This window comes from Microbacterium sp. Y-01, assembly GCF_003856715.1.
GTDB classification, from domain to species: Bacteria; Actinomycetota; Actinomycetes; order Actinomycetales; family Microbacteriaceae; genus Microbacterium; species Microbacterium algeriense.
The window spans coordinates 1,690,220-1,713,135 of record NZ_CP024170.1 but is presented as its reverse complement, the minus strand read 5'-3'; the positions used below and the strand labels follow the sequence as shown (position 1 = coordinate 1,713,135).

The 22,916-nt window shown below is 69.9% G+C and carries 24 protein-coding genes and 1 tRNA gene; 9 read left to right on the top strand and 16 right to left on the bottom strand.

The genetic code is table 11. From position 1 onward, the window contains the following. Nucleotides 1–57: 57 nt before the first annotated feature. From CSX12_RS08010 to CSX12_RS07980, 7 genes are all read right to left on the bottom strand, one after another. Nucleotides 58–576 (bottom strand): DUF1269 domain-containing protein, encoded by a 519-nt coding sequence (locus tag CSX12_RS08010; RefSeq protein ID WP_124895448.1) that lies wholly within the window; start codon nt 574–576, stop codon nt 58–60. A gap of 110 nt (nt 577–686) precedes the next feature. Next, the gene (gene mutM / locus CSX12_RS08005; RefSeq protein WP_124895447.1) at nt 687–1,562 is read right to left on the bottom strand and encodes a bifunctional DNA-formamidopyrimidine glycosylase/DNA-(apurinic or apyrimidinic site) lyase; all 876 of its coding nucleotides are present in this window, start codon (nt 1,560–1,562) and stop codon (nt 687–689) included. Next, nucleotides 1,555–2,193 carry a ribonuclease III gene (gene rnc / locus CSX12_RS08000; protein ID WP_124895446.1) on the bottom strand — a complete coding sequence of 213 codons (639 nt, stop codon included), beginning with the start codon at nt 2,191–2,193 and terminating at the stop codon, nt 1,555–1,557. Before rnc ends, mutM begins: the two co-directional genes overlap by 8 nt. A gap of 63 nt (nt 2,194–2,256) precedes the next feature. Next, on the bottom strand, nt 2,257–2,466 hold the full coding sequence (gene rpmF / locus CSX12_RS07995; protein WP_013586329.1) for a 50S ribosomal protein L32: 210 nt from the start codon (nt 2,464–2,466) through the stop codon (nt 2,257–2,259). Nucleotides 2,467–2,468: 2 nt separating this feature from the next. Next, on the bottom strand, nt 2,469–3,017 hold the full coding sequence (locus tag CSX12_RS07990; RefSeq protein ID WP_225855838.1) for a DUF177 domain-containing protein: 549 nt from the start codon (nt 3,015–3,017) through the stop codon (nt 2,469–2,471). Between the two features lie 70 nt (nt 3,018–3,087). Continuing rightward, a complete protein-coding gene (gene coaD, locus CSX12_RS07985) occupies nt 3,088–3,585 on the bottom strand; it encodes a pantetheine-phosphate adenylyltransferase (RefSeq protein WP_124895445.1) in 498 nt (165 codons plus the stop codon). A gap of 30 nt (nt 3,586–3,615) precedes the next feature. Then, nucleotides 3,616–5,790, bottom strand: coding sequence for an ATP-dependent DNA helicase RecG (locus CSX12_RS07980; RefSeq protein ID WP_124895444.1), 2,175 nt, complete (start codon nt 5,788–5,790; stop codon nt 3,616–3,618). 63 nt (nt 5,791–5,853) lie between these two features. On the opposite strand from CSX12_RS07980, the gene rsmD reads away from it, so the two are divergent. Beyond that, the gene (gene rsmD / locus CSX12_RS07975) at nt 5,854–6,480 is read left to right on the top strand and encodes a 16S rRNA (guanine(966)-N(2))-methyltransferase RsmD (RefSeq protein WP_124895443.1); all 627 of its coding nucleotides are present in this window, start codon (nt 5,854–5,856) and stop codon (nt 6,478–6,480) included. On the opposite strand, the gene thiL is transcribed toward rsmD, so the two are convergent. Further along, nucleotides 6,450–7,445 (bottom strand): thiamine-phosphate kinase, encoded by a 996-nt coding sequence (gene thiL / locus CSX12_RS07970; RefSeq protein WP_124895442.1) that lies wholly within the window; start codon nt 7,443–7,445, stop codon nt 6,450–6,452. The genes rsmD and thiL overlap by 31 nt on opposite strands. 23 nt (nt 7,446–7,468) lie before the next feature. Here thiL and CSX12_RS07965 point away from each other — a divergent pair, with 23 nt between their 5' ends. Continuing rightward, nucleotides 7,469–7,951 carry a DUF3515 domain-containing protein gene (locus CSX12_RS07965; protein WP_017204484.1) on the top strand — a complete coding sequence of 161 codons (483 nt, stop codon included), beginning with the start codon at nt 7,469–7,471 and terminating at the stop codon, nt 7,949–7,951. Between the two features lie 18 nt (nt 7,952–7,969). Here CSX12_RS07965 and CSX12_RS07960 read toward each other — a convergent pair whose 3' ends face one another. From CSX12_RS07960 to leuC, 6 genes are all read right to left on the bottom strand, one after another. Further along, nucleotides 7,970–9,052, bottom strand: coding sequence for a D-alanine--D-alanine ligase family protein (locus CSX12_RS07960; protein WP_124895441.1), 1,083 nt, complete (start codon nt 9,050–9,052; stop codon nt 7,970–7,972). Next, complete coding sequence (locus tag CSX12_RS07955; RefSeq protein WP_124895440.1) at nt 8,952–10,091, bottom strand: NAD(P)H-dependent glycerol-3-phosphate dehydrogenase; 1,140 nt, start codon at nt 10,089–10,091, stop codon at nt 8,952–8,954. The genes CSX12_RS07960 and CSX12_RS07955 overlap by 101 nt, the downstream gene beginning before the upstream one ends. Next, nucleotides 10,081–10,836: a lysophospholipid acyltransferase family protein gene (locus tag CSX12_RS07950; RefSeq protein ID WP_124895439.1), complete on the bottom strand. Its 756-nt coding sequence runs from the start codon at nt 10,834–10,836 to the stop codon at nt 10,081–10,083. The genes CSX12_RS07955 and CSX12_RS07950 overlap by 11 nt, the downstream gene beginning before the upstream one ends. 5 nt (nt 10,837–10,841) lie before the next feature. Next, the gene (murA, locus tag CSX12_RS07945) at nt 10,842–12,209 is read right to left on the bottom strand and encodes a UDP-N-acetylglucosamine 1-carboxyvinyltransferase (RefSeq protein ID WP_124895438.1); all 1,368 of its coding nucleotides are present in this window, start codon (nt 12,207–12,209) and stop codon (nt 10,842–10,844) included. A 65-nt stretch (nt 12,210–12,274) separates the two neighbouring features. Then, nucleotides 12,275–12,871, bottom strand: coding sequence for a 3-isopropylmalate dehydratase small subunit (leuD, locus tag CSX12_RS07940; RefSeq protein ID WP_124895437.1), 597 nt, complete (start codon nt 12,869–12,871; stop codon nt 12,275–12,277). Nucleotides 12,872–12,873: 2 nt separating this feature from the next. Further along, nucleotides 12,874–14,310, bottom strand: a complete 1,437-nt coding sequence (gene leuC / locus CSX12_RS07935) for a 3-isopropylmalate dehydratase large subunit (RefSeq protein ID WP_124895436.1) — start codon at nt 14,308–14,310, stop codon at nt 12,874–12,876. Between the two features lie 187 nt (nt 14,311–14,497). Between leuC and CSX12_RS07930 the strand changes: the two genes are divergently transcribed. Together CSX12_RS07930 and CSX12_RS07925 are read left to right on the top strand one after the other, a co-directional pair. Beyond that, nucleotides 14,498–15,793, top strand: a complete 1,296-nt coding sequence (locus CSX12_RS07930) for a PLP-dependent transferase (protein ID WP_124895435.1) — start codon at nt 14,498–14,500, stop codon at nt 15,791–15,793. Further along, a complete protein-coding gene (locus CSX12_RS07925; protein WP_124895434.1) occupies nt 15,790–17,103 on the top strand; it encodes an LLM class flavin-dependent oxidoreductase in 1,314 nt (437 codons plus the stop codon). Before CSX12_RS07930 ends, CSX12_RS07925 begins: the two co-directional genes overlap by 4 nt. A 24-nt stretch (nt 17,104–17,127) precedes the next feature. Here the strand turns inward: CSX12_RS07925 and CSX12_RS07920 are convergent, their stop codons facing one another. Then, a complete protein-coding gene (locus CSX12_RS07920) occupies nt 17,128–18,132 on the bottom strand; it encodes a TerC/Alx family metal homeostasis membrane protein (protein ID WP_124895433.1) in 1,005 nt (334 codons plus the stop codon). A 262-nt stretch (nt 18,133–18,394) separates the two neighbouring features. Here CSX12_RS07920 and CSX12_RS07915 point away from each other — a divergent pair, with 262 nt between their 5' ends. From CSX12_RS07915 to CSX12_RS07900, 4 genes are all read left to right on the top strand, one after another. Continuing rightward, a complete protein-coding gene (locus CSX12_RS07915; RefSeq protein WP_017204475.1) occupies nt 18,395–18,952 on the top strand; it encodes an RNA polymerase sigma factor in 558 nt (185 codons plus the stop codon). Next, nucleotides 18,949–20,085: a DUF4349 domain-containing protein gene (locus tag CSX12_RS07910; protein ID WP_124895432.1), complete on the top strand. Its 1,137-nt coding sequence runs from the start codon at nt 18,949–18,951 to the stop codon at nt 20,083–20,085. Before CSX12_RS07915 ends, CSX12_RS07910 begins: the two co-directional genes overlap by 4 nt. A gap of 116 nt (nt 20,086–20,201) precedes the next feature. Then, on the top strand, nt 20,202–20,750 hold the full coding sequence (locus CSX12_RS07905; protein WP_124895431.1) for a helix-turn-helix domain-containing protein: 549 nt from the start codon (nt 20,202–20,204) through the stop codon (nt 20,748–20,750). After that, a complete protein-coding gene (locus CSX12_RS07900) occupies nt 20,750–21,991 on the top strand; it encodes an MFS transporter (protein WP_124895430.1) in 1,242 nt (413 codons plus the stop codon). The genes CSX12_RS07905 and CSX12_RS07900 overlap by 1 nt, the downstream gene beginning before the upstream one ends. A gap of 60 nt (nt 21,992–22,051) precedes the next feature. Here CSX12_RS07900 and CSX12_RS07895 read toward each other — a convergent pair. Beyond that, nucleotides 22,052–22,124 (bottom strand) — tRNA-Glu (locus CSX12_RS07895). A gap of 151 nt (nt 22,125–22,275) precedes the next feature. Between CSX12_RS07895 and CSX12_RS07890 the strand changes: the two genes are divergently transcribed. Further along, nucleotides 22,276–22,914, top strand: coding sequence for an MBL fold metallo-hydrolase (locus tag CSX12_RS07890; RefSeq protein ID WP_124895429.1), 639 nt, complete (start codon nt 22,276–22,278; stop codon nt 22,912–22,914). Nucleotides 22,915–22,916: the final 2 nt, after the last annotated feature.

Here is a 22,916-nt window from a genome sequence, read left to right as displayed (position 1 = left end):
GCGAGTCGGCGATCCGACCGCCCGGCACCGCTGTTCGGTCGATGCCGAGGGCCGCTGTCAGGAGGCGAGAGCGTCGACGATCTTGTCGTCGCCCGTGTTCACGGCCTTGACCACGGCGTCGTAGTCGCCCTTCTCGATCGCCTTGGCCACCTTCTTCGTCGCCTTCCTGACGGCCTTGTCCACCTTGTCGAGGTAGCGATCGTCCACGACGGCGACGATCGCCGAAGAACCTGCCGGAAGCCACGCCTCCGCGTCCACGCCGATGTTCTTCTCCTCATGGCGTTTCACGAGCGCCCCGGCCCCGGCGCCGATCGCCGCACCCACCACCCCTGTCAGCAGAAGCGGGGGTGCGAAGAGGCCGACCACCAGCCCGGCGACGGCGCCGATCGCCGTTCCCGCCTCGATCAGGCGGCCGCCGTGCTCCTTCACTTCGGCCTCTCCCTGTTCGTCACGGGAGAGGACGACGCCTGCGGTCACCTTCACATCGTCGAGCTGGTGGATCGCCGCGAACTCCTCTCGGGCCGTCGTGACGTCGTCGTAAGCGGCGACGAGGAGCGAATAGTTGCGTGCAGTCATGGTGATGCCTCTCGTTCTACGAGCTGCAAGTCTTCGCCGAGTGTCGCCTCGGCGACAGTGCCGATGGTCCCGGCGCGTGCGCGGTGACCGCCTCCGCAGGTACGGCGCGCCTAGTACGCGGCCGGCTTCAGCCGCTGGCAACGCGGGCAGAAGAAGCTGGAGCGGTTCATGAACGGCTCCCTCCGGATCGGACCGCCGCACCGCTCGCACGGCTGCCCTGCGCGGCCGTAGGCATGCAGGTGACGCGCGAAGTAACCGGCCTGTCCGTTGACGTTCACGTACTGCGCATCGAAGCTCGTGCCGCCCTCGGCGAGAGCCCTCGTGAGCACGAGCCGCACCTCGGCGAGCAGCCGATGGACCGCGCGGGTCGACAACGCATCCGCGGAGGTCTCCGGGTGGATGCGTGCGGCCCACAGGGACTCGTCGGCGTAGATGTTGCCGATTCCGCTGATGAGGCTCTGGTCCAGGAGAACGCGCTTGATCGCGCTGCGCCGTCGCGACAGCGCCGCGCGGAACGCCCGATCATCGAAGGCGGCATCCAGCGGGTCCCTGGCGATGTGACGCACCTGCGTCGGAACACGCGAAGGACCGTCGGCGACGAGCGCGTCGACCGCCAGCGAGCCGAACGTCCGCTGGTCGGCGAAGACGATGGCGAGCTCTCCGTGCACGGGATGCTCGATCCCGATGCGGACGCGCTCGTGCCGCTCGGCCGTCGCATCGGGCGCACGCAGCAGCATCTGCCCGCTCATCCCGAGGTGGGCGATCAGCGCGGAGTCCCCGTCGTCGAGCGGGAGCCAGAGGAACTTGCCGCGCCGGGACGTCGCCGTGAAGGACCGGCCCTCGAGTCGCGCGACGAAGTCGGACGCGCCAGCGACGTGTCGCGTCAGCGCACGTTCGTCGAACACGCTGACCCCGGTGATCACGGCGCCGACGGCGGCCGGTTCCAGGCCGGCCCGGACGACCTCGACCTCGGGAAGCTCAGGCACGGTCGCTGAGAGTGCGCCAGGCGCTGAGGGCCGCCGCCATCTCCGCCGTCTTCTTGCTGCTTCCGGTGCCCGTCATGCGCACGTCGCCGACCGCGACGGTCGCGGTGAACCGACGATCGTGGTCGGGCCCGCTGGCCTCGACGGAGTACTGCGGAGGGGTCGCACCCACGCGAGCGGCGAGCTCCTGGAGGCTGGTCTTGGGATCCATCGCGGCGCCATAGCGCTCCGGGTCGGCCAGCAGCGGCTTCGTCAGGCGGAGCACCAGCTCGGTCGCCGCCTCCGGACCGGCCGACAGGTACGTCGCCCCGATCACGGCCTCCATCGTGTCGGCCAGGATCGAATCCTTGTCGCGTCCGCCGGTCTGCTCTTCGCCGCGGCCGAGCAGAAGATGGTCGCCGAGACCGATCCCCCGGGCGACCTCCGCCAGAGCGACGGTGGAGACGACGCTCGCGCGCCGCTTCGCCAGCTCGCCCTCGTCGAGGTCGGGGTGGGTGGTGAACAGCATGACCGTCACCGCCTGCCCGAGCACCGAGTCGCCGAGGAACTCCAGGCGTTCGTTGTGCGGGATGCCGCCGTGCTCGTAGGCGTAGGAGCGGTGGGTCAGCGCCAACTCCAGAAGCTCCGCGTCGATGTCGACGCGGAGCTTAGCTGGGAGAGGCCTCGTCCCCCGGGGACCTCCGTCACGATTCGCGGATCAGACGTCAGCGACCTTGCGGCCCTTGTACTCCAGGAACAGTTCGGTGCCCTGCGAGTCGGTGACGACCTTCGCCTGGTGCGGACGGCTGTAGACGACCTTGCCGTTCTCGATGGTCTTGACGAGGGCAGGAGCCTCCGCCTTCCACTGCGCGCGGCGCGAGCGGGTGTTCGAACGGGAAACCTTGCGCTTCGGGGGGTTACCAGCCATGACTAGCTCTCTTCTTTCTCGGCGGCACGAGATTCTTCCGTGCCGTCTTGGTCTGTGATCTGCTGGAGCGCACTCCACCGAGGATCGATGGGAGCCACCTGCTCCGTTCCGGTGCTCACGGTCAGTCGCTCACCCGTTTTCGGGTCGAGACCCGGGCAATCCGGCTGACACACCGGCTGAAAAGGAAGGGCCAGGACGGCCGCATCCCTGACGAGAGTTTCAAGATCCACGTGGTCGTCTTGAACCTCGAAGTCAGTTTCTTCCTCACCAGGATACGCGAAAAGCTCCTGGAACTCGACTTCGACGGGCCGAGCGATGTCGATCAGGCATCTTCCGCATACCCCGGCGTACTCACCGTCGGCGGTTCCGGACACGAGAATGCCCTCGTGGACCGACTCGAGGCGCACATCGACGTCGAGGTCGGAGCCTGCTTCGAAGGAGACGATCCCCTCGCCCCACTGCTCCGCGAGGGTCACCGTGAACTCGTGCTCACGCATCTCACCCGGGCGCCGGACGATGTCGCGGACGGGGAGGATGAAAGGGCCGTTCAGTCGAGATCGCACCCGGCCATGTTACCGGGCGCCGCCGGGAGAAGGGCCGAGCCGACGTTCAGGAAGGCGCTCAGATACCCCGCGCGCCGGTGTCGAGGAACGCGGCGACGGCCGGCGGGACGAACGGGGCCACGTCGCCGCCGAGGGACGCCACCTGACGGACGAGGGAGCTCGACACCATCGCATGCGAGGGGTCGGGCAGCAGGAAGACCGTCTCGATGTCGGCGAGGTGCCGGTTCACGATCGCCATCGGCGACTCGTACGCCACGTCGATCTGCGAGCGGATGCCCTTGACCAGCACACCGGCGTTCACGTCGCGGGCGTAATCCACGAGCAGCCCCATGCTCCAGGAGCCGATCACGATGTTCCCCCGCATGCCGTCATCGGCGATCGAGCGCTCCAGCAGCGACAGACGCTGCGCGATCGGCAGCATCGCCTCCTTGCCAGGGTTGTGGACGACCAGCACATGCAGTTCGTCGTACAACGCGGCCGCACGCCGGATCACATCGAGGTGACCCAGGGTAGGCGGATCGAAGGAACCCGGGACGACGGCGATCCGGCTGCTCATGCCCCCAGCCTAGGGCACGCCGAAGCGGCGTCAGTTCTTGGCGAGGGCGGCGCGATCCTCGTCGCTCACCCGCCGACCGATCGCCTCCCGCAGCCCCGCATGACCGAGGAGATCGGGGTCGTCCGCGAGGATGCCCTCCGCCACCTCGCGCGCGCGGGTGATGAGGTCGGCGTCCTTCACCACGCGCAGCAGCTTCAGCGAGGAGCGCACGCCTGCCTGGGCGGCCCCGAGCACATCACCTTCGCCGCGGAGCTCGAGGTCGACCTCCGCGAGCGCGAAGCCGTCGAGTGTCGCCGCGACCGCTTCGACGCGATCCCGCGCGAGGGACCCCGTCTCCGCCTCCGTGACGAGCAGGCACAGGCCGGGCACTCCCCCTCGCCCCACGCGACCACGCAGCTGATGCAACTGCGAGACGCCGAAACGATCCGCGTCGAGCACGATCATGGTCGAGGCGTTGGGGACGTCGACGCCGACCTCGATCACGGTGGTGGCCAGGAGCAGATCGATGTCACCGCGCGCGAAGGACTGCATCACGGCGTCCTTCTCCTCGGAGGGCATCTTGCCGTGCAGGACCGCGCGTCGCAGACCGCCCAGAGTGGGATGCGTGGAGAGCGCCTCGTCGAGCTGCACCACGCCCCAGCGCGGACCGTTGCCGCCTTCCGGTGCCGCCGCCGGCTGCTCGCCGGGCTCGGTCGTCTTCTTCGCCGTGTCGATCGCCGCACAGACCGCGAAGACCTGCCGCCCCTGGGCGATCTCCTCGGCAGCGCGCTCCCATACCCGGTTGAACCAGCCCGGATGCTCCGCGAGCGGAGCGACATAGGTCTCGATGCCCGCTCGTCCCGCCGGCATGGTGCGGATCACGGAGGTGTCGAGGTCGCCGAACACGGTCATGGCGACGGTCCGCGGGATCGGCGTGGCCGTCAGCACCAGCGCGTGCGGACTCGACCCCTTCGCGCGCAGGGCCTCACGCTGCTCCACGCCGAAGCGGTGCTGTTCGTCGACCACGACGAGTCCGAGATCAGCGAACGTCGTCTTCTCTCCGAGCAGGGCATGGGTGCCCACCACGATGAGGGACTGCCCGGAGGCGACGCGCAGTGCCGCCTTCCGACGTTCGGCGGCGGTCAGCTGTCCGGTGAGCAGCGTGGGCATCAGCTGCGCCGCCAGATCGGGGCCGAGCATCTTGGCGATCGACCGCAGGTGCTGCCCGGCGAGGACCTCGGTGGGGGCGATCAGCGCCGCCTGCCCCCCGCTCTCCGCGACCTGGAGCATCGCCCGGAGCGCGACGAGGGTCTTCCCCGAGCCGACCTCGCCCTGCACGAGGCGGTTCATGGGCCACGCTCCGACGAGGTCCGCGGCGATCTGCGCACCCACTGTCTGCTGATCGGGCGTGAGCGTGTACGGAAGGGATGCGTCGAACCGCTCCAGCAACCCACGCGGATGCGCCGGGCGCGAGGTCGCCGCAAGCGCGCGGACCGCGTCCCGCTGCTGCAGGAGGGCCGTCTGCAGCGTCAGCGCCTCATGCATGCGGAGGGTGCGCACCGCCGGGTCGATGTCGTTGCGCGTCCGGGGGCGGTGGATCAGCTCCAGCGCGTCCCGGGCGGTGAGCAGCTCCTCGCGTTCGCGGATCTCCGCGGTCAGCGGGTCGGGCACGGTCGGGAGGTCGTCCAGCACGCGTCCGATCAGACGGGCGATCTGCCAGGTCTGGATCGCCGAGGTCGCGGGATAGATGGGGATCGGCACCGCGGCCCGGGCATCGGCGCTGCGCCGTGCGGCGTCTTCGTCGTCGAACAGCTCGTACTCGGGATGGGCGAACTGGGTCACGCCGTTGAACTCGCCGACTTTGCCGGAGAACACGCCTCGACGCCCGACGGCCAAATCCTTGGAGCGCCATTCCGCCGCACCGACGTTCTTCGCGAAGAAGGTCAGCGACATCCGGCCGACGCCGTCCCCGATCACGACGTCGACCATCGCGCCCGGACGATTGCGCATGCGACGGAAACTCGACGACAGCACCTCGGCCACGATCGTGACCGTCTCCCCCAGGGGAAGATCGCGGATCGGAGTCAGCTCCCCGGGATCGGCGTAGCGGCGCGGGTAGTGCGCGAGAAGGTCGCCGACGCTCTGCATGCCGAAGGCGCGTCCGAGCGTCTTGGCAGACGCCGCGCCGAGGGCATCCTCGAGCGAGGAATCGAGCGTGAGCGGCATGCTCCGAGTCTAGGGAACAGCACGGACACGGTCGGCACCCCGGGGCTGTCGTATCGTGAACAGGTGACGAGGATCATCGCAGGGGGCGCGAGAGGCGCGAGGCTCGAGGTGCCGGGAGCGGGAACACGACCGACCAGCGACCGTGTCCGCGAGTCGCTCTTCGGTGCGCTCGAATCCCTGAGCGCCATCTCCGGGGCGCGGGTGCTCGATCTCTACGCCGGCTCCGGAGCCCTCGGCCTCGAAGCGTTGAGCCGCGGTGCAGCGAGCGCCGACCTCGTCGAGCGCGGACGGCAGGCCGCGGCGATCGTGCGACGCAACGCCGCCGCGGTGGCCAAGGCGACGGGCGCGCCGGCAGGGCGGGTCCACGAGAGCTCCGTGCACGCGTTCCTGCAGCGGGCCGCCGGGCCCTTCGACCTCGTCTTCAGCGATCCGCCGTACGACCTCGACGACGCGGCGATGACCGCGGACCTCGTCGCCCTCGCGCCGCTGCTGGCATCCGACGCGGTCGTCGTCGTCGAGCGGGCGCGCCGGTCCGCACCTCCCGACTTCACCGCCGCAGGGTTGGAGCTCTTCCGCGAGAAGAGCTACGGCGACACGACGCTGTGGTGGGCCGAGCCGTCCGCAGAGACCGACGGCGACGCGGTGCAGGGTTCTGCGGCTCAGCCGGAGACCGAGTCCCAGTCCCGGTAGGGATCCCATCCGCTGGTGTCGACAGGTCGCCCGTCGCACAGCAGGTCCTCGGTCCCCCGTGCTCGGACGACCCCGATGGCACGGAATCCGGGAGGCAGCGCACCCTCCGGGAACGTCGCGAGCAGGGCATGATCCTCCCCGCCCGCCAGCGCCCGATCCACGTCCGGACCGAGCGCGGAACCGTCGAGTGCGAGCGTGACCCCGGAGGCGTCGGCCATCCGACGCGCATCCAGCGCGAGTCCGTCGGAGATGTCCATCATCGCCGTCGCCCCGGCTGTCGCCGCGACGGCGCCGAGCGCGATCGGCGGAGTCGGACGCAACTGCGCCGAGAGCGCCGCACGCTCCCCCGGCCCGAGCCGGGCGGGGTCGACGGGAACGGGGACGTCCCCGTCGCGGAACCGACCGAACAGCACGGCGAGGCCTTGAGCAGCCAGGCCCAGCTCTCCCGCGACCGCGACCGCATCCCCGGGGCGAGCTCCGCTGCGGGTGACGGGAGCTCGGCCCTCCAGGTCCCCGAGCGCGGTCACGGCCACCGTCAGCACGTCCGAGACCGTGAGGTCGCCGCCGACCACGGCGCACCCGGGGGCGAGCGCCGTGCAGGCATCGCGGAAGCCGTCTGCGAGCCGCTCGACGAACGACAGGCGCAGATCGCGCGGCACCGCGAGGGCGACCAGCAGCGCGGTCGGGCGCGCCCCCATCGCCGCCACGTCTGCGAGATTCACCGCGGCGGCCTTCCACCCGAGGTCGTAGCCGCTCGACCAGGCCAGGCGGAAATCCGGACCGTGCACGAGGGTGTCGGTCGTGGCTACCACCGACCCCGACGGCGCCGCGATCACGGCGGCATCGTCGCCCGGGCCCAGCAGCGTGTGCGCCGACGGCGGGGTGCGGGTCAGGATCGCCTGGAGGACCCGTCCTTCGGAGACATCGCCCAGGCGCGGATCATCGGCTTCGGGTCGGGAGGGCATGCTGTCAAAGGTAGCCTGGAAGCATGCCCCGCTCCCGTCGCCTCGCTGCCCTCGCCGGCGCAGCGGCCGTGTCCGCGCTGCTCGCGGGCTGCTCCACGACCGTCCACCTCGAGCCGGCGGACGACGCGAACGATCCCGCCTGCGCCTCGGTGTCGGTGCTGCTCCCGGACAACGTCGCGGGCTTCGACCGCGTGTGGACGGATGCCCAGGCCACCGGCGCATGGGGTGACCCGACTGTCGTGCTCCGCTGCGGCGTCGAACCTCCCGCCCCGTCCGCCCTCGTGTGCACGACCCTCGGCGGTGTCGACTGGCTCGTCCTGGAGCAGGAGGAGGAGAGGCAGCGCCTGGTCACGTACGGTCGCGACCCCGCCGTCGAGGTCAACATCCGCCGCGGCGAGCAGATCGATTTCCAGTCGATCGTCGACTCGATCTCGAAGAGCATCCAGGGCGGACTCGCCCCCGCGACCGCGAAGTGCACCGACCGCGTCGAGTTCCCCGCGAGCTGACCGCGGCGGACCGGACGGTCAGCGTCGCAGACCGGCCTCGACCAGCTCGGTGATCAGGTCGCCGTAGCTCAGCCCCGAGGCGACCCAGCACTTCGGGAACATCGAGATCGGCGTGAAGCCGGGCATCGTGTTCAGCTCGTTGACGACGAGGTCGCCGGACGGCGTCAGGAACATGTCCACTCGGGCGAGGCCGCGACCGTCCACGGCTTCGAACGCACGCACGCCAGCCTCCTGGATCGCCGCGCGCTCGACGTCCGTGACGTCGGCGGGGCACACGACGTCGACGCCGTCGCCGCCGAGGTACTTGCCCTCGAAGTCGTAGAAGCCGCGAGAGGTCAGCACGATCTCGCCGGGGAGCGAGGCACGGACCCCGTCTGCGCCCTCGAGCACGGCTACCTCGATCTCCCTGCCGTGCACGCCGGTCTCGATCAGGACCTTGTCATCCTCGGCGAACGCGACGGCCAGGGCCGCGTCGAGCTCGTCGAGGGCGTCGACCTTCGACACGCCGACGCTCGAGCCCGCCCTCGCGGGCTTCACGAACAGCGGCAGCCCGAGGGCCTCCGCCTCCGCGCGGACGGCGGCGGGTTCCCGATCCCAGTCCCGGCGCCGGACGGTCACCCAGGGGGCGACGGCGATACCCGAGGCCTGAAGCGCGATCTTCATGAAGTGCTTGTCCATGCACAGCGCCGAATCGAGGACGCCTCCACCGGCGTACGGGACCTCGAGCGTGTCGAAGAAGCCCTGGATGGTGCCGTCCTCGCCGTGCGGACCGTGCAGGATGGGCAGCACGACGTCGATCGAGCCGAGCCCTTCGGTGGCACCGTCGGGGTGCACGACGCGCAGCGTACGGTCGCCGCCCGGCTCCGGCCACAGCACGCGCGTGCCGTTGTCGACGACCTCGGGGAGGTGGTCCGCGTCGAGGGGGAACTTCGCGGGGTCGTCCTCTTCGAGGACGAAGGCGCCTTCGCGCGTGATCCCCACCGGGATCACGTCGTAGCGGTCACGATCGATTGCGCCCAGCACTCCCCCCGCCGTTGCGGAGCTGATCGAATGCTCGCTGGAGCGCCCGCCGAAGAGCACCACCACCGTCTGCTTGTCCATGGTTGGTCCTCTCACCCTGCGGGGTGTCGTCGTCCGTCGTCAGGTGGGGCGCGATGTCCCGCGGGTCCATCTTCCCGTCGAGCACCATCTTCACCTGCTCGACGATGGGCATGTGGACGTCGGCTTCACGCGCCAGCTGCAGGATGGGCGCGACCGATGCCAGGCCCTCCGCCGTCTGCTGCATCTGCTTCACGACATCCTGGAAGCTGTATCCCTGGCCGAGGAGGCGGCCGGCGGTGTTGTTGCGGCTGAGCGGCGACTGGCAGGTCGCGATCAGATCGCCGAGGCCGGCGAGCCCCTGGAGGGTCTCGGGGTGTGCGCCGTTCGCGACCGCGAAGTCCGTCATCTCGACCAGGCCGCGGGTGATGATCGACGCCTTGGTGTTCTCGCCGTAGCCGACGCCGTCGACGATGCCGATCGCGACCGCGATGAGGTTCTTGAGCACTCCGCCGAACTCGGTGCCGATCACGTCGGTGTTCACGAAGGTGCGGAAGTAGTCGTTCCGCGCGGCGCGTGCCACGGTCTCCGCGGTCTCCTGGCTGCGTGAGGAGATGACGGCGGCGGTCGGCTGCTCGCGGGCGATCTCGAGGGCCAGGTTCGGCCCGGAAGCCACTGCGATGCGGTCGGGATCGCAGCGCAGCTCCTGCTGGATCACCTGGCTCATGCGCAGTCCGCTGCCGCGCTCCACACCCTTCATCAGGCTGATGACCTTGGCGTCGCTGTCGGCGAGCAGAGGTCGCAGCGCCTTGAGGTTCTCGCGGAGGGACTGGCTCGGCACCGACAGGTACACCTGCTCGACGCCGTCGAGGGACGTCGCCAGTTCATGCGTGGCCGACATGGTCCGGGGCAGATTGATGCCCGGCAGGTAGCGGCTGTTGCGCTTGGCCTCGTTGATCTCCTGGGCGAGCTCGGGACGGCGAGCCCACATCGTCACCTGGGCGCCGCCGTCGGCGAGGATCTTGCCGAATGTCGTCCCCCAGCTGCCCGAGCCGATGACGGTGGCGCGCGGACCGACCGGAGCGGTTCTCTTAGGAGTCAAGGCGTCCGGTCTCCTTCTGGCCGTGGGATGCGGGGTTCCAGCGCTCCGCCGGCGCCTTCTCATCGCGCAGCTGCTCGAGCAGGGCGGTGATCGCGTTCATCAGACGGTTCGTCGCCTCCGTCAGGGCGGCCGGCTCGCCGGCACGCGCGCGCAGGTCCGCCACATCGACGGGATCGCCGACGAGCACGTGGACCGGCTTGCGCAGCGGCCACAGGCTCAGGCCCTTCTGGTAGCGGCCCATGATCTCCTGCGTGCCCCACTGCGCCATCGGGATCAGCGGGATGCCGTCCGCGAGAGCGAGCCGCACCGCGCCCGACTTGCCGCGCATCGGCCACAGATCGGGATCGCGGGTCAGCGTCCCCTCCGGATACACGATGACGCCGCGGCCGTGCTCGACGAGCTCCTCGGACTGCTTCATCGTCTGGCGCGCCGACGAGGCGGAGGAGGTGCGGGCCACGGGGATCATGCCGGTGCGGCGCAGGAACCAGCCCAGCACCGGAACACGGAACAGGCTCTCCTTGGCCATGAACCGCGGTGCACGCCCCATCCGCCACACGGCGACCGCGACGATCAGCGGATCGAACTCGGAGTAGTGGTTCGGCGCGAGGACGAAAGCCCCCTCTTTCGGCAGCTTCTCCGCACCCGTCACCCGGATCTTCGCGATCAGCGACATCGGCGGGATCACGAGCGCGGCGAGCGGCCAGAACACGCTCGGCCGCGTCGTCTCCGACGACCGCGATGACATCGGGGTCACCGGATGACGTCGAAGTCGGCGCCGAGGGCGTCGAGCTTGGCGAGGAACTTCTCGTAGCCGCGGCTGAGGATGTCCACTCCTGAGACCTTCGACTCGCCCGTGGCGGTGAGGGCCGCGATGATGTGGCTGTAGCCACCGCGGAGGTCGGGCACCACGATGTCTGCGCCGTGCAGCGGAGTCGGTCCGGTGATGACGGCGGCCTGCTCGAGATCGCGACGGGGAACCCGGCGAGGTCCGTCCTGGAGTCCGCGCGGGTGCACGACGATGTCGGCACCCATCTTGACCAGCGCCTCGGTGAAGCCCATCCGGTTCTCGTACACGGTCTCGTGGACCACCGATCGTCCGTGCGCCTGCGTCAGCGCGACCACGAGCGGCTGCTGCCAGTCGGTCATGAAGCCGGGGTGGACGTCGGTCTCGATCACGACCGGCTTGATGTCCCCGTCACGGCGGAAGAGGATCCCGTCCTCCTGGATGTCGAACCAGCCGCCCGCCTTGCGGAAGACGTTGAGGAAGGTGAGCATCTCCTGCTGCTTGGCGCCGCCGACGAAGATCTCGCCGTCGGTGGCCAGCGCGGCCGAGGCCCAGGATGCGGCCTCGTTGCGGTCGAAGATGGACCGGTGGTCGTAGCCGCGGAGCTTCTCGACGCCCTCGATCACGATGACGCGGTTGGGCTCGTAGGAGATGATCGCGCCCATCTTCTGCAGCACGGCGATCAGGTCCATGATCTCGGGCTCGATCGCGGCGTTGCGCAGCTCCGTGACGCCTTCGGCGCGGACGGCCGTGAGGAGCACCTGCTCGGTCGCGCCCACGCTCGGGTACGGCAGGTGGATGTTCGCCCCGTGCAGGCGGCTGCCCCCGGTGGACAGGCGGATGCCGCTCGGGAGCTTCTCGACGATCGCGCCGAACTTCCGCAGCGCGTCGAGGTGGAAGTCGATCGGGCGGTCGCCGATGCGGCAGCCGCCGAGGTCGGGGATGAAGGCCTGTCCGAGACGGTGCAGCAGCGGCCCGCAGAACAGGATCGGGATGCGCGAGGCGCCCGCGTGGGCGTCGATCTCCTCGAAGTGCGCGGATTCCACGTCGCTCGGGTCGAACACGACCGAGCCGGGCTCGTCGCCCTCCGAGACCCGGACGCCGTGCACCTCGAGCAGCGAGCGCACGACGGCCACATCGCTGATCGCCGGCACATCGCGCAGCGTGCTCACCGTCTCGCCGAGGAGCGAGGCGACCATCGCCTTGGTCGCGAGGTTCTTCGCGCCCTTGACGTCGACGCGACCGCGCAGCGGACGGCCGCCTCGAATGGCGAGGACGTCTCCGGTGAGTGCAGGGACTCCGCCCGGAAGAGCATCGCGCACAGGTGTCGTCATTCGGAGCCTCACTTCATCAACGGATTTCGGGGGCGGGTTGCCCCTGGCTCCCCCGCCCCCACCGTCTACTGAACGGGAAGGGTTCGGGGCCGCCACGACTCGCGACGGGCCTCGAACTGCGCGATCTTGTCTTCGTTGCGCAGCGTGAGCCCGATGTCATCGAGCCCTTCGAGGAGCCGCCATCTAGTGTAATCGTCGATACCGATCTCGGCCTGGATGTCGCCGATGACCGCCACCCGCGCCTCGAGGTCGACCGTCATGGAAACCCCGGGATTCCGCTCGATCTCGGCCCAGATCTGCTCGAGATCCTCTTCCGAGATCGTCGCGGCGAGCAGGCCCTGCTTGCCCGAGTTGCCACGGAAGATGTCCGCGAACCGGGGACTCAGGACGACCTTGAATCCGAAGTCGCGCAGCGCCCAGACGGCGTGCTCGCGGCTCGATCCGGTGCCGAAGTCGGGGCCGGCGACGAGGATCGACGCGCCCTGGTACGGCGCCTGGTTCAGGACGAACTCCGGGTCCTGACGCCAGCCGTGGAACAGCGCATCCTCGAAGCCGGTCTTGGTGACGCGCTTGAGGAACACCGCGGGGATGATCTGGTCGGTGTCGACGTTCGAGCGCTGCAGCGGCGCCGCGATGCCCGTGTGGGTGGTGAACTTCTCCATGGTCAGGCCTCCAGATCGCTCGGGCTGGACAGGGTTCCGCGGATGGCGGTCGCCGCGGCGACCAGGGGCGACACCAGGTGGGTGCGGCCGCCCTTGCCCTGCCTGCCCTCGAAGTTGCGGTTCGAGGTGGAGGCGCAGCGCTCCCCAGGGGCGAGCTGGTCGGGGTTCATCCCGAGGCACATCGAGCAGCCGGCGAACCGCCACTCCGCCCCGAAGTCCTTGATGACCTGGTCCAGTCCCTCCGCCTCGGCCTCCAGACGAACGCGCGCCGAGCCGGGGACGACCATGACGCGCACGCCGTCGGCCTTCTTCTTGCCCTGGATGATCGACGCGAAGGCACGGAGGTCCTCGATGCGGCTATTCGTGCACGAGCCCATGAACACCGCATCGACCGGCACCTCCTTGAGAGGCGTGCCAGGGGTGAGATCCATGTACTCCAGTGCGCGCTCGGCGGCGGCGCGCTCGTTCGGGTCGGTGATCTCGGCCGGGTTCGGCACCGCGGAGGAGAGCGAGCTGCCCTGGCCCGGGTTCGTGCCCCAGGTGACGAAGGGCTCCAGCTCGTCGGCGTCGATGAAGACCTCGGCGTCGAATGCCGCGCCCTCGTCGGTCGGCAGCGTGCGCCAGTAGGCGACGGCGTCGTCCCAGTCCTGCCCCTTCGGCGCGTGCGGACGGCCCTCGAGGTAGGCGAAGGTCGTCTCGTCCGGGGCGACCATGCCCGCGCGGGCGCCGGCCTCGATCGACATGTTGCAGATCGTCATGCGGCCCTCCATCGAGAGCGCGCGGATCGCGCTGCCGCGGTATTCGAGCACGTAGCCCTGGCCGCCGCCGGTGCCGATCTTGGCGATCACGGCGAGGATGATGTCCTTCGCGGTCACGCCCGGACGCAACGTGCCCTCGACGTTGATGGCCATGGTCTTGAAGGGCTTGAGGGGCAGCGTCTGGGTGGCCATGACGTGCTCGACCTCGCTCGTGCCGATGCCGAACGCCATCGCGCCGAACGCGCCGTGGGTCGACGTGTGCGAGTCGCCGCAGACCACCGTGATGCCGGGCATCGTGAGTCCGAGCTGAGGCCCGACGACGTGCACGATGCCCTGCTCCGCATCGCCCAGCGAGTGCAGGCGCACCCCGAACTCGGCGGCGTTGCGACGCAGCGTCTCGATCTGCGTGCGACTGGTGAGGTCGGCGATCGGCTTGTCGATCTCCCACGTCGGGGTGTTGTGGTCCTCGGTGGCGATGGTCAGGTCGAGCCGGCGGAGCGGGCGCCCCTCGCTGCGGAGGCCGTCGAAGGCCTGCGGGCTGGTGACCTCGTGCACGAGGTGCAGGTCGATGTAGATGAGGTCGGGCTGCCCGTCCTCGCCCTTGACGACGAGGTGGTCGTCCCAGACCTTCTCGGCGAGCGTCCTGGGGCGTGCGGAATCCGCACCGGCGGTGGTGGTCATGGCGTGTCTCCTGGGGATGGCGGTTCGGCCCACGATGGACTCCGCGACGAGGAGGGGCTCAGATCGAGGTCTCGCCGCGGCCGCTAAGAAGGAGCACGGTCCGCATGACGTCAGGTTACCACCGCTCGGACACGCCGAGACACGCCGTGACACTCTGTTGCTCACCCGACCGACCGAGAGGCTCCGCATGACCGTCGACACCGCCCGCTTCGCCACCCGCGCCGTCCACGCGGCGAGAAGCCGAGAGACGGCGGCGGCCCGCGCCACCCCGATCTACCTCACCGCCGGCTTCGAGTTCGACGACTTCGACCACGCCGCCGACCACTTCAGCACGGGCACCGGCTTCGGATACACGCGCACCGGGAACCCGACCGTGCGCGCGGTGGAGCGTCAGCTGGCGTCGCTCGAGTCGGGCGCGGACGCCGTGCTCGTCGCCAGCGGTCAGGCCGCGGTGTCCACCGCTCTCCTCTCGGTCGTGGGAGCCGGGGACCACATCGTCTCGTCCACGCACATCTACGAGGGCACGCGCGGCCTCTTCCTCGACAACCTCGCCCGGCTGGATATCGAGACGACGTTCGTCGAGGACATCGCCGATCCGGATGCGTGGCGAGCGGCGATCCGGCCGAACACGCGCGCCCTGTTCGCCGAGTCGCTCGCGAACGCGCGCAACGATGTGCTCGACGTCGCCGCCGTGAGCGCCATCGCCGATGAGGTCGCCGTCCCGCTGATCGTCGACAACACGCTCGCCACCCCGTCCCTGCTCCGGCCGATCGAGCACGGCGCCGCCGTCGTCGTCCACTCCGCCTCGAAATTCCTCGCCGGGCACGGATCCGTCCTCGGCGGCGTCATCGTCGACGACGGCCGCTTCGACGCGGAGCGCGCCGGTCACAACGCGCCGCACCTCGTCCTGCCGGGGAGAGGCGGCGCTCCCAGCGTCTTCTCCCGACACGGCGGCCGCGCCCGCATCGCCTACGCGCGCGAGTCGGTCGCGCCGCGCTTCGGCGCCTCCCCGTCGCCGCTGAACGCGTTCCTCATCGGCCAGGGCGCGGAGACGCTCTCGCTGCGCGTCGAGCGTCAGTCACGGAATGCGCTCGAGATCGCGCGCTGGCTCGAATCCCAGGACGCCGTCGAGAGTGTCGACTACGCCGGACTCCCCTCCCATCCGCATCACGAGACGGCCGTGCGCTACCTCGAAGGAGGCTTCGGCTCGATCTTCACGTTCACCCTCCGGGGCGGCCTGCCCGCCGCTCGGCGCTTCGTCGAGGACGTGCGCGTCTTCACGCACATGACCCACATCGGTGATGTGCGATCGCTCGCACTGCATCCGGGCACCACGAGCCACGCCCAGCGCACCGATGCGGAGCGCGCCGTGCTCGGCGTCGGCCCCGGCACGCTCCGCCTGTCGATCGGGATCGAAGACGTCGCCGACCTCATCGCGGACCTCAGCCGGGTGCTCGAGTCGGTGCGGGAGACGGTGGCATGACCCGGCTCCAGCATTTCGGGTGGTTCCTCGCGCGGGGATTCGGTCCGCAGGGCTGGGGGTACCCCTCGCTGGAGTGGGACTACGACTGGACGCGCCCCGAGATCTATCAGGAGGCGGCGCGCACCCTGGAGCAGGCCGGCTTCGATCTCGTCATCATCGAGGACGCGCCGTCGCTCGGGTCGCCCGCCACGATCGATCTCCGCGTCCGGCACGCCTTCGGCGGTCCCAAGCACGACCCGCTTCTGCTCGCGCCCTCGCTGTTCCACGCGACACGCCACCTCGGCGTCGTGCCGACCGTGAACCCGGCGGCGTACCTGCCTTACACCGCGGCGCGACAGTTCGCGACGCTGCAGCACCTGAGCGGACACCGCCTCGGCCTCAACGTCGTCACCGACACCGGCAGCGCCCGGCACTTCTCGGATGCGCCGCAGCTCGGCCACGACGAGGCCTATGACCGCGCCGAGGAGTGGCTCGCCGGCATCCGCGCGCTCTGGCACAGCTGGGACGACGGCGCGCTGGTCGAGGATCGCGAAACGGACGTGTACGCGGACGGCACCCGTATGCGCGCCGTCCGGCACCGCGGCGACCACTACCGCTTCGACGGCCCCCTCAACGCGCTCCCCTTCACGCAGGGCGAACCCGCGATCGTGTCGCCGGGCGGCTCCGGACGTGGACTCGGCTTCGCCGGCGCGAACTCCGACGTGCAGCTCGCCCTCGCCCCGCTCGACGAGGCCTCGGTGCGCGCGTACCGCGCGAAGGTGCACGAGGCCGCGATCACGAAGAGCCGGCGCCCCGAGGACGTCACGATCCTGTTCGCCATCCAGCCCGTCATCACCGCTTCCCCGGAAGAGGCCGACCGCATCGTCGCCGCCTCAGCCCACCCCGATGACGCCGCTCTGGTCCAGATCGCGCGGAAGCAGTCCAGCGACCTCGAGACCGACCTGACCGCGCTCGACCTGGATCGCCCGCTCGACCTCGAGGTCTTCGGTGCGCACGTGTCGCGCGGGAGCATCCAGAGACTCATCGGAGACCGCGGCGAGGACGCACCCCTGCGCGCGCATCTGTCCGCTCTCGCGCGCGCCGGTCGCATCTCCGATCGCAGCGGCTTCGTCGGCACCGCGGAGGAGTTCGCCGACCTGATCGAGGAACTCGGCGAGTGGGGCAACGACGGGGTGCTGCTGTGGGGCGACTTCCACCCGGTGACGCTGCACCGCACACTCGATGAGCTGGTGCCGGTCCTCCGGCGCCGTGGCATCCTCCGACGCGAGTACGCGGACGGCGGACTGCAGGCGAACCTGCGCGCGTTCTGAGTCGCACGCAGGCCGCCCGCCGGCTCACTCGCTGAGCGCCGACCTCTTCTCGGCGCGCTTCTCGCGGGAGGAGGCGATCAGGCTCGCCACCGTCGCCACGGTCATGGAGACGAGGATCACGCCGAGCGAGACCATGTTGTCGATGTCGGGGACCCACTCGATGTGCTGTCCGCCGTTGATGAACGGGAGCTCGTTGACGTGGAGCGCGTGCAGGATCAGCTTGATGCCGATGAAGCCGAGGATCACCGCGATGCCGTAGTGCAGGTAGCGGAGCCGGTCGAGGAGGTCGCCGAGGAGGAAGTACAGCTGACGCAGGCCCATCAGCGCGAAGATGTTCGCGGCGAAGACGAGGAATCCGTTCGTCGTGATCTCGAAGATCGCCGGGATCGAGTCGATCGCGAAGATGAGGTCGGTGACGCCGATCGTGATGAACACGATCACCATGGGGGTCCACATCCTCTTGCCGTCGACCGTCGTGCGGATCTTGGACCCGTCGTAGGTCTCGCTGATGTCGATGCGACGGCGCAGCAGGCGGACGATGAAGTTCTCGCGCTTCACCTCGTCGTCGATGTCCCCCTCCGGCATCGCCTGACGGATCGCCGTCCAGATGAGGAACGCCCCGAAGATGTAGAAGATCGGCGAGAAGTTCTCGATGATGGCGACGCCCACGAGGATGAACAGTCCGCGCAGCACCAGGGCGATGATGATGCCCACCATCAGCACCTGCTGCTGCAACCGCCGCGGCACGGCGAACTGCGCCATGATCAGTACGAAGACGAAGAGGTTGTCCACCGAGAGGCTGTATTCCAGCGCCCATCCGGTGATGAAGTCACCCGCGTTCTGCCATCCGCCGACATTGCCCAGCAGCACCGCGAACAGGAGCGCCAGCCCCACGTAGAACACGACCCAGAGCGTGGACTCCTTGGTCGACGGGATGTGGGGTCGCAGCCGGATGAGCAGCAGGTCGCCGATCAGGATGATCGTGAGGACGACCATCGAGGTGATCTCGAACCAGAGGGGGATATCCAAGGGCGCACTGCACCTTTCGCGAGGGGTCGGGAATGAGCCGAAAGTCTCTCCCCCGCACCGAAGTGCGTCGCGCGCCCGGAGCAGCGATGTCGATGCTCGTGATGACGTTACGCGCGGGTCCGGGATACTCCCTCTCGCCGGGGCAATGCTACCGGAGCACGGGGGCGGGATGAAGCGTCGGGAGCGAACGGATGCGGACGGATCTGAGACGATGGGGCATCCACCGACACTTCCCGGGTGAGAGACACCGAACGGAACCAGGATGCCCGTGCAGACGAGTGATCAGAAGTGGGCCGCGCAGGCCGCGGCGGGCGATGAGAGCGCCTTCCGGGAGCTGTACCGCGCCCACGTGCGCCCCGTCTACTGGATCGCGCAGGGGATCCTGGGTTCCGCTGCCGATGCGGAGGACGTGACGCAGGAGACGTTCGTCGTCGCATGGCGCAAGCTCCCCGGCCTCGAGCTGCAGGGAGAGTCCATCCTGCCGTGGCTGGCGACGATCTGCCGCTTCCAGGCGGCGAATCGGCTCCGGCGGCGCCGACGCGACGAGGCGCATACGACCGACGCCGTCGATGAGACGCTGGCGGATGCCGTGAGCGTCGAGGAGCAGGTCATCACCGCGGCCCTCGCAGCGAGGATCGCAGCGGAGGTGGGCGGTCTGAGCGAACTCGACCGCGAGATCTTCCGGCTGTGCGCGGCTGAGGGGTACGCCTATCAGGCGGCCGCAGAGGAGCTCGGCGTGACCCATGCCGTCGTCCGGAACCGTCTCTCGCGAGTGCGCACGCAGCTCCGGGGCGCCGTGAAGGAAGTGAGAGACGCATGAACGACCAGACGCCCGACGACGGCCTCCCGGAACTGTCCGGCGAGACGATCGCACGCATGGAGCGAGCGGTGTTCGCCGAGATCGCGCAGGACGGACGCCCCGCGCGGCCGGCGCGCACGACGGCACAGCGGCGGCGCCGCCGCTGGCTCACCGGCGGTGGGATCGCCGCAGCCTTCCTCGTCGGCGTCCTCGTGACCCCGCCGATCCTGAACGCGGTGGGCGGATCCGCGGTGTCCACGGCCGACGGGTGGAGCACGTCCGGCGGATCGGTGGCCGACACCTCGTCGTCGCTGCCGGAGCGCAGCGCGGAGCTCGCGCCCGGCGCGCAGCCGGGCGACCCAGCCACCGCCGAGTCCGGTGACGCGGCCCTGTCCGGCGCCGCCGCCGTCGAGGGCGACCGGGAGATCATCGCCACGGCTCAGGCCACGGTCCAGGTCAAGAGCATCCCGGATGCGGCCGCGCAGATCTCCGACCTGGCGTCGGAGCACGGCGGCTACGTCGAGAGCACGGAGGTCGGCAAGGCGCTCGGGGTCGAGGGCGAGAGCGACGCCGCGTCGGCGCCCGCCGACTCCGGATACGGCTCCATCACCATCCGAGTCCCCTCCGCCGACCTCACGGAGGTCATCGCAGCGCTCGACGACACCGGTGAGGTGATCTCCTCGTCGACCGCCAAACAGGACGTGACCGCGGTCGCGATCGATCTGCAGGCCAGGGTGGATTCCACGCGTGCCTCCGTCGAGCGCCTCACCCAGCTGATGGCGCAGTCCGGCAGCGTCTCGGAGCTGATCGAGGCGGAGGTCGCGTTGACCGATCGACAGGCGCAGCTGGAGTCCTACGAGCAGCAGCTGGCGGCGCTGGACGACCAGGTGGCGATGTCCTCCCTCCAGGTGCAGCTGACCCGTGCGGCCGCGCCGACGACGGCCGAGCCGTCCGGATTCGGCGACGGCCTGCTCGCCGGATGGAACGGGCTGGTGGTGTCGCTCAACGCACTCGTGATCGCGCTGGGCTTCCTGCTCCCCTGGCTCGCGGTGGCAGCCGTGGTGATCCTGGTCGTCTGGCTCATCCGTCGTGCGCGGCGCCGCGCACGACGGCGCGCCGACGCCGGCAAGAAGCGGATCGACCCGACCGTGTGAGCGGTCACCGCTCTCCTGGGGGTGTGATCGCCCGCGGAGAGACGGCTGAAACCCGCGTGTTTCCGCGGTATACAAGAAGCCTTGTGCATCACGGCAGCCGCGCATAGCCTTCCTGCGTGGAAGACATCTCCGCGGTCACGGCCGTTCATCACCCGCTCCGACGCCGCATCTACGACTACCTGCTGCTCTACGGCACCAGCCAGGTGACGACACTGGCACGGGCGCTCGAGAGCCAGGTGGGCAGCATCAGCCATCACCTGCGCATGCTCGAGCGAGCCGGAGTCGTCGAGCGTGCCGCCGACCCGTCCGGCGACCGGAGGACGAGCTGGTGGGCTCTCGCGCGGCGCGGCTTCACCTGGTCCGTCGACGACTATCTCGACACCCCCGCTGATGCGCTGCTGGCCAGGGAGGCGCAGCGACAGGGCATCCGGATGCAGATCGAACGGCTTCAGCGCTGGCACCGGCACCGCGACGACCCCGCATACGTCGGCTATGACGGCTCGAACACCGAGACGACGGCCTGGGCCTCCCCCGACGAGCTGCGCGATCTCTCGGAACGCCTGCTGCACACGATGCGCGAATGGCGCGAGGCGATCGACCTCGACGACGGCACCGAACGCCGGCCCGTCTTCGCGTTCGCTCACGCGTTCCCCACGGAACCCTGATGAGCGCCGTCACCGACCCGGTCCAGCTGGCCGAACCTCCGGCGTTCCGTCGCGACCGGCTGGTCCACGCCTGGATCGGCGTGAAGGCGCTGTCCGATGCGGGCGATGCCCTGTGGACGATCGCCCTGGCCTGGACGGCGGTGCAGATCGCCTCCCCCGCCGTGGCCGGGCTGATCGTCGCCGCCGGCACGGTTCCGCGGGCGGTGATCCTGCTGTTCGGCGGCGTCATCGCGGATCGCTCCGATGCCCGACGCGTGATGCTGCTGTTCAACGTCCTGCGCGTGGGCGTTCTGGTCGCCGTCGCCGCATGGGTGCTGGCGACGCCGCCCACCGTGGCCGTGCTGCTGTTCGCCGCGATCGCGTTCGGCGTGTGCGACGCGTTCTACGAGCCGTCGGCGGGAACCATCGCGCGGCAGCTCGTCCGCGCATCGGACCTGCCGTCGTACGGCGCGGCGGCGCAGACCGCTTCTCGCCTGGGAACCATGGCCGGAGCGGCGCTGGGCGGCGTGATCGTCGCGCACGCAGGTCTCGGGGGAAGCGCGGGCGTCAACGCCCTGACCTTCTCGCTGGTCGTCGCCTTCCTCGCGATCTGGCTGCGCCCGCGCTTCCGTCTGGCCCGGGCCGACCGCGAGTCCACGCTGCGCGGAATCGGTCGCGGCTTCGCCCACCTCGGTACGCACCCGACGACGCGCACCCTCGTGCTCGCCCTGTCCGGCCTGAACCTCGCGGTCGGACCGGCCGTCGGCATCGGCCTCGCCCTGCGCGCGCACGACGAGGGGTGGGGCGCCCAGGCGGTCGGGCTGTTCGAGGCCCTGCTCGGTCTGGGAGCGGCGCTCGGCGCCGTCTCGGTCGCGAGATGGCGCCCGCGGCACGAAGCGCTGTCCGGCTTCACGGCGCTCGTCGTCCAGGGTGCGGGGATCGCGGCGCTCGGGATCGGCCCGGTCTGGACGGTCGGCACGGCGGCCTTCGTGATCGGAGTCACGGCCGGTTACGCCTCGGTGCTGCTCAGTGCCACGTTCTCCGCCACGGTCGACACGGCCTACCTCGGCCGCATGGGATCCCTCACCCGCCTGGGCGACGACTGCCTGATGCCGCTCGCGATGGCCGGCTTCGGGATGCTGGCCTCGGCGACCGCGCTCTGGGTGCCCTTCGCGGTGTTCGGTGGGGCGATGATGGCGCTCATGCTCCTGCCGCTGAGCAATCGCACGTTCCGCACGATGTCCCTGCGCTCCCCGGCCTGATCGAGCACGTCCGGAGACGACGAAAGCCCCCGGGAGAACCGGGGGCTTTCGCGTGTTGTGTGACCCCAGCGGGATTCGAACCCGCGTTACCGCCGTGAGAGGGCGGCGTACTAGGCCGCTATACGATGGGGCCGTCTTGCGGAGCGTTTCCGTCCCGCGACAACCGTTCAAGTATGCCACGGCGATTCTCACTGCGCCAAATCGAGGCCGACCCCGGCGGACGCCCGGGCGTGGCGCACGGAATTCCGTTTGCCGTGCGGCACCGGAAGGAGTTGACTCGTGACATGCGCGTCACCAAGTTCGAACATGCCGCCCTCCGTCTCGACGCCGGGGGTCAGACCCTCCTGATCGATCCGGGCTCCTTCACCGCCCCGCTGAACGACCTCGCCGACGTGGTCGGCGTGGTGATCACCCACGAGCACCCCGACCACTGGACGACCGAGCACCTGGACCGCATCCTGCGCGCGGCGCCCGGTGTGCCGATCTTCGCGACCGCCGGAGTCGCGCGGGCGGCCGAAGGCTACGAGATCACGACCGTCGCTCCGGGTGACGCCGTCGAGGCCGGTGACTTCCGCCTGCGGTTCTTCGGCGGAGCGCACGAGGTGATCCACTCCTCCCTGCCGACCATCGAGAACGTGGGCGTGCTCGTCAACGACGAGTTCTACTACCCCGGCGACTCCTACGCCGTCCCGGCAGACGTGACGGTCGGCACTCTCGCCGCTCCTCTGGGCGCGCCCTGGCTGAAGATCGGCGAGGCCATGGACTACGTGCTCGCCGTCGCCCCGCGGCGCGCTTTCGGCACGCACGACATGACGCTGTCGGTGATCGGCAAGAACATGCACCGGCAGCGGCTGCAGTGGGCCACCGAGCAGAGCGGCGGCGAGTTCTTCGTGCTGGAGCCCGGCGAATCGCTCGACCTCTGACG

What these genes read in the sequence shown, in the direction of transcription:
- CSX12_RS08010 (WP_124895448.1), bottom strand. Translation starts at nt 576, where the DNA reads ATGACTGCACGCAACTATTCGCTCCTCGTCGCCGCTTACGACGACGTC.
- rpmF (WP_013586329.1), bottom strand. Translation starts at nt 2,466, where the DNA reads ATGGCTGGTAACCCCCCGAAGCGCAAGGTTTCCCGTTCGAACACCCGC.
- coaD (WP_124895445.1), bottom strand. Translation starts at nt 3,585, where the DNA reads ATGAGCAGCCGGATCGCCGTCGTCCCGGGTTCCTTCGATCCGCCTACC.
- CSX12_RS07980 (WP_124895444.1), bottom strand. Translation starts at nt 5,790, where the DNA reads ATGCCGCTCACGCTCGATTCCTCGCTCGAGGATGCCCTCGGCGCGGCG.
- thiL (WP_124895442.1), bottom strand. Translation starts at nt 7,445, where the DNA reads ATGCCCTCCCGACCCGAAGCCGATGATCCGCGCCTGGGCGATGTCTCC.
- CSX12_RS07965 (WP_017204484.1), top strand. Translation starts at nt 7,469, where the DNA reads ATGCCCCGCTCCCGTCGCCTCGCTGCCCTCGCCGGCGCAGCGGCCGTG.
- CSX12_RS07960 (WP_124895441.1), bottom strand. Translation starts at nt 9,052, where the DNA reads ATGGACAAGCAGACGGTGGTGGTGCTCTTCGGCGGGCGCTCCAGCGAG.
- CSX12_RS07950 (WP_124895439.1), bottom strand. Translation starts at nt 10,836, where the DNA reads ATGTCATCGCGGTCGTCGGAGACGACGCGGCCGAGCGTGTTCTGGCCG.
- murA (WP_124895438.1), bottom strand. Translation starts at nt 12,209, where the DNA reads ATGACGACACCTGTGCGCGATGCTCTTCCGGGCGGAGTCCCTGCACTC.
- leuD (WP_124895437.1), bottom strand. Translation starts at nt 12,871, where the DNA reads ATGGAGAAGTTCACCACCCACACGGGCATCGCGGCGCCGCTGCAGCGC.
- leuC (WP_124895436.1), bottom strand. Translation starts at nt 14,310, where the DNA reads ATGACCACCACCGCCGGTGCGGATTCCGCACGCCCCAGGACGCTCGCC.
- CSX12_RS07930 (WP_124895435.1), top strand. Translation starts at nt 14,498, where the DNA reads ATGACCGTCGACACCGCCCGCTTCGCCACCCGCGCCGTCCACGCGGCG.
- CSX12_RS07925 (WP_124895434.1), top strand. Translation starts at nt 15,790, where the DNA reads ATGACCCGGCTCCAGCATTTCGGGTGGTTCCTCGCGCGGGGATTCGGT.
- CSX12_RS07915 (WP_017204475.1), top strand. Translation starts at nt 18,395, where the DNA reads ATGCCCGTGCAGACGAGTGATCAGAAGTGGGCCGCGCAGGCCGCGGCG.
- CSX12_RS07910 (WP_124895432.1), top strand. Translation starts at nt 18,949, where the DNA reads ATGAACGACCAGACGCCCGACGACGGCCTCCCGGAACTGTCCGGCGAG.
- CSX12_RS07900 (WP_124895430.1), top strand. Translation starts at nt 20,750, where the DNA reads ATGAGCGCCGTCACCGACCCGGTCCAGCTGGCCGAACCTCCGGCGTTC.
- CSX12_RS07890 (WP_124895429.1), top strand. Translation starts at nt 22,276, where the DNA reads ATGCGCGTCACCAAGTTCGAACATGCCGCCCTCCGTCTCGACGCCGGG.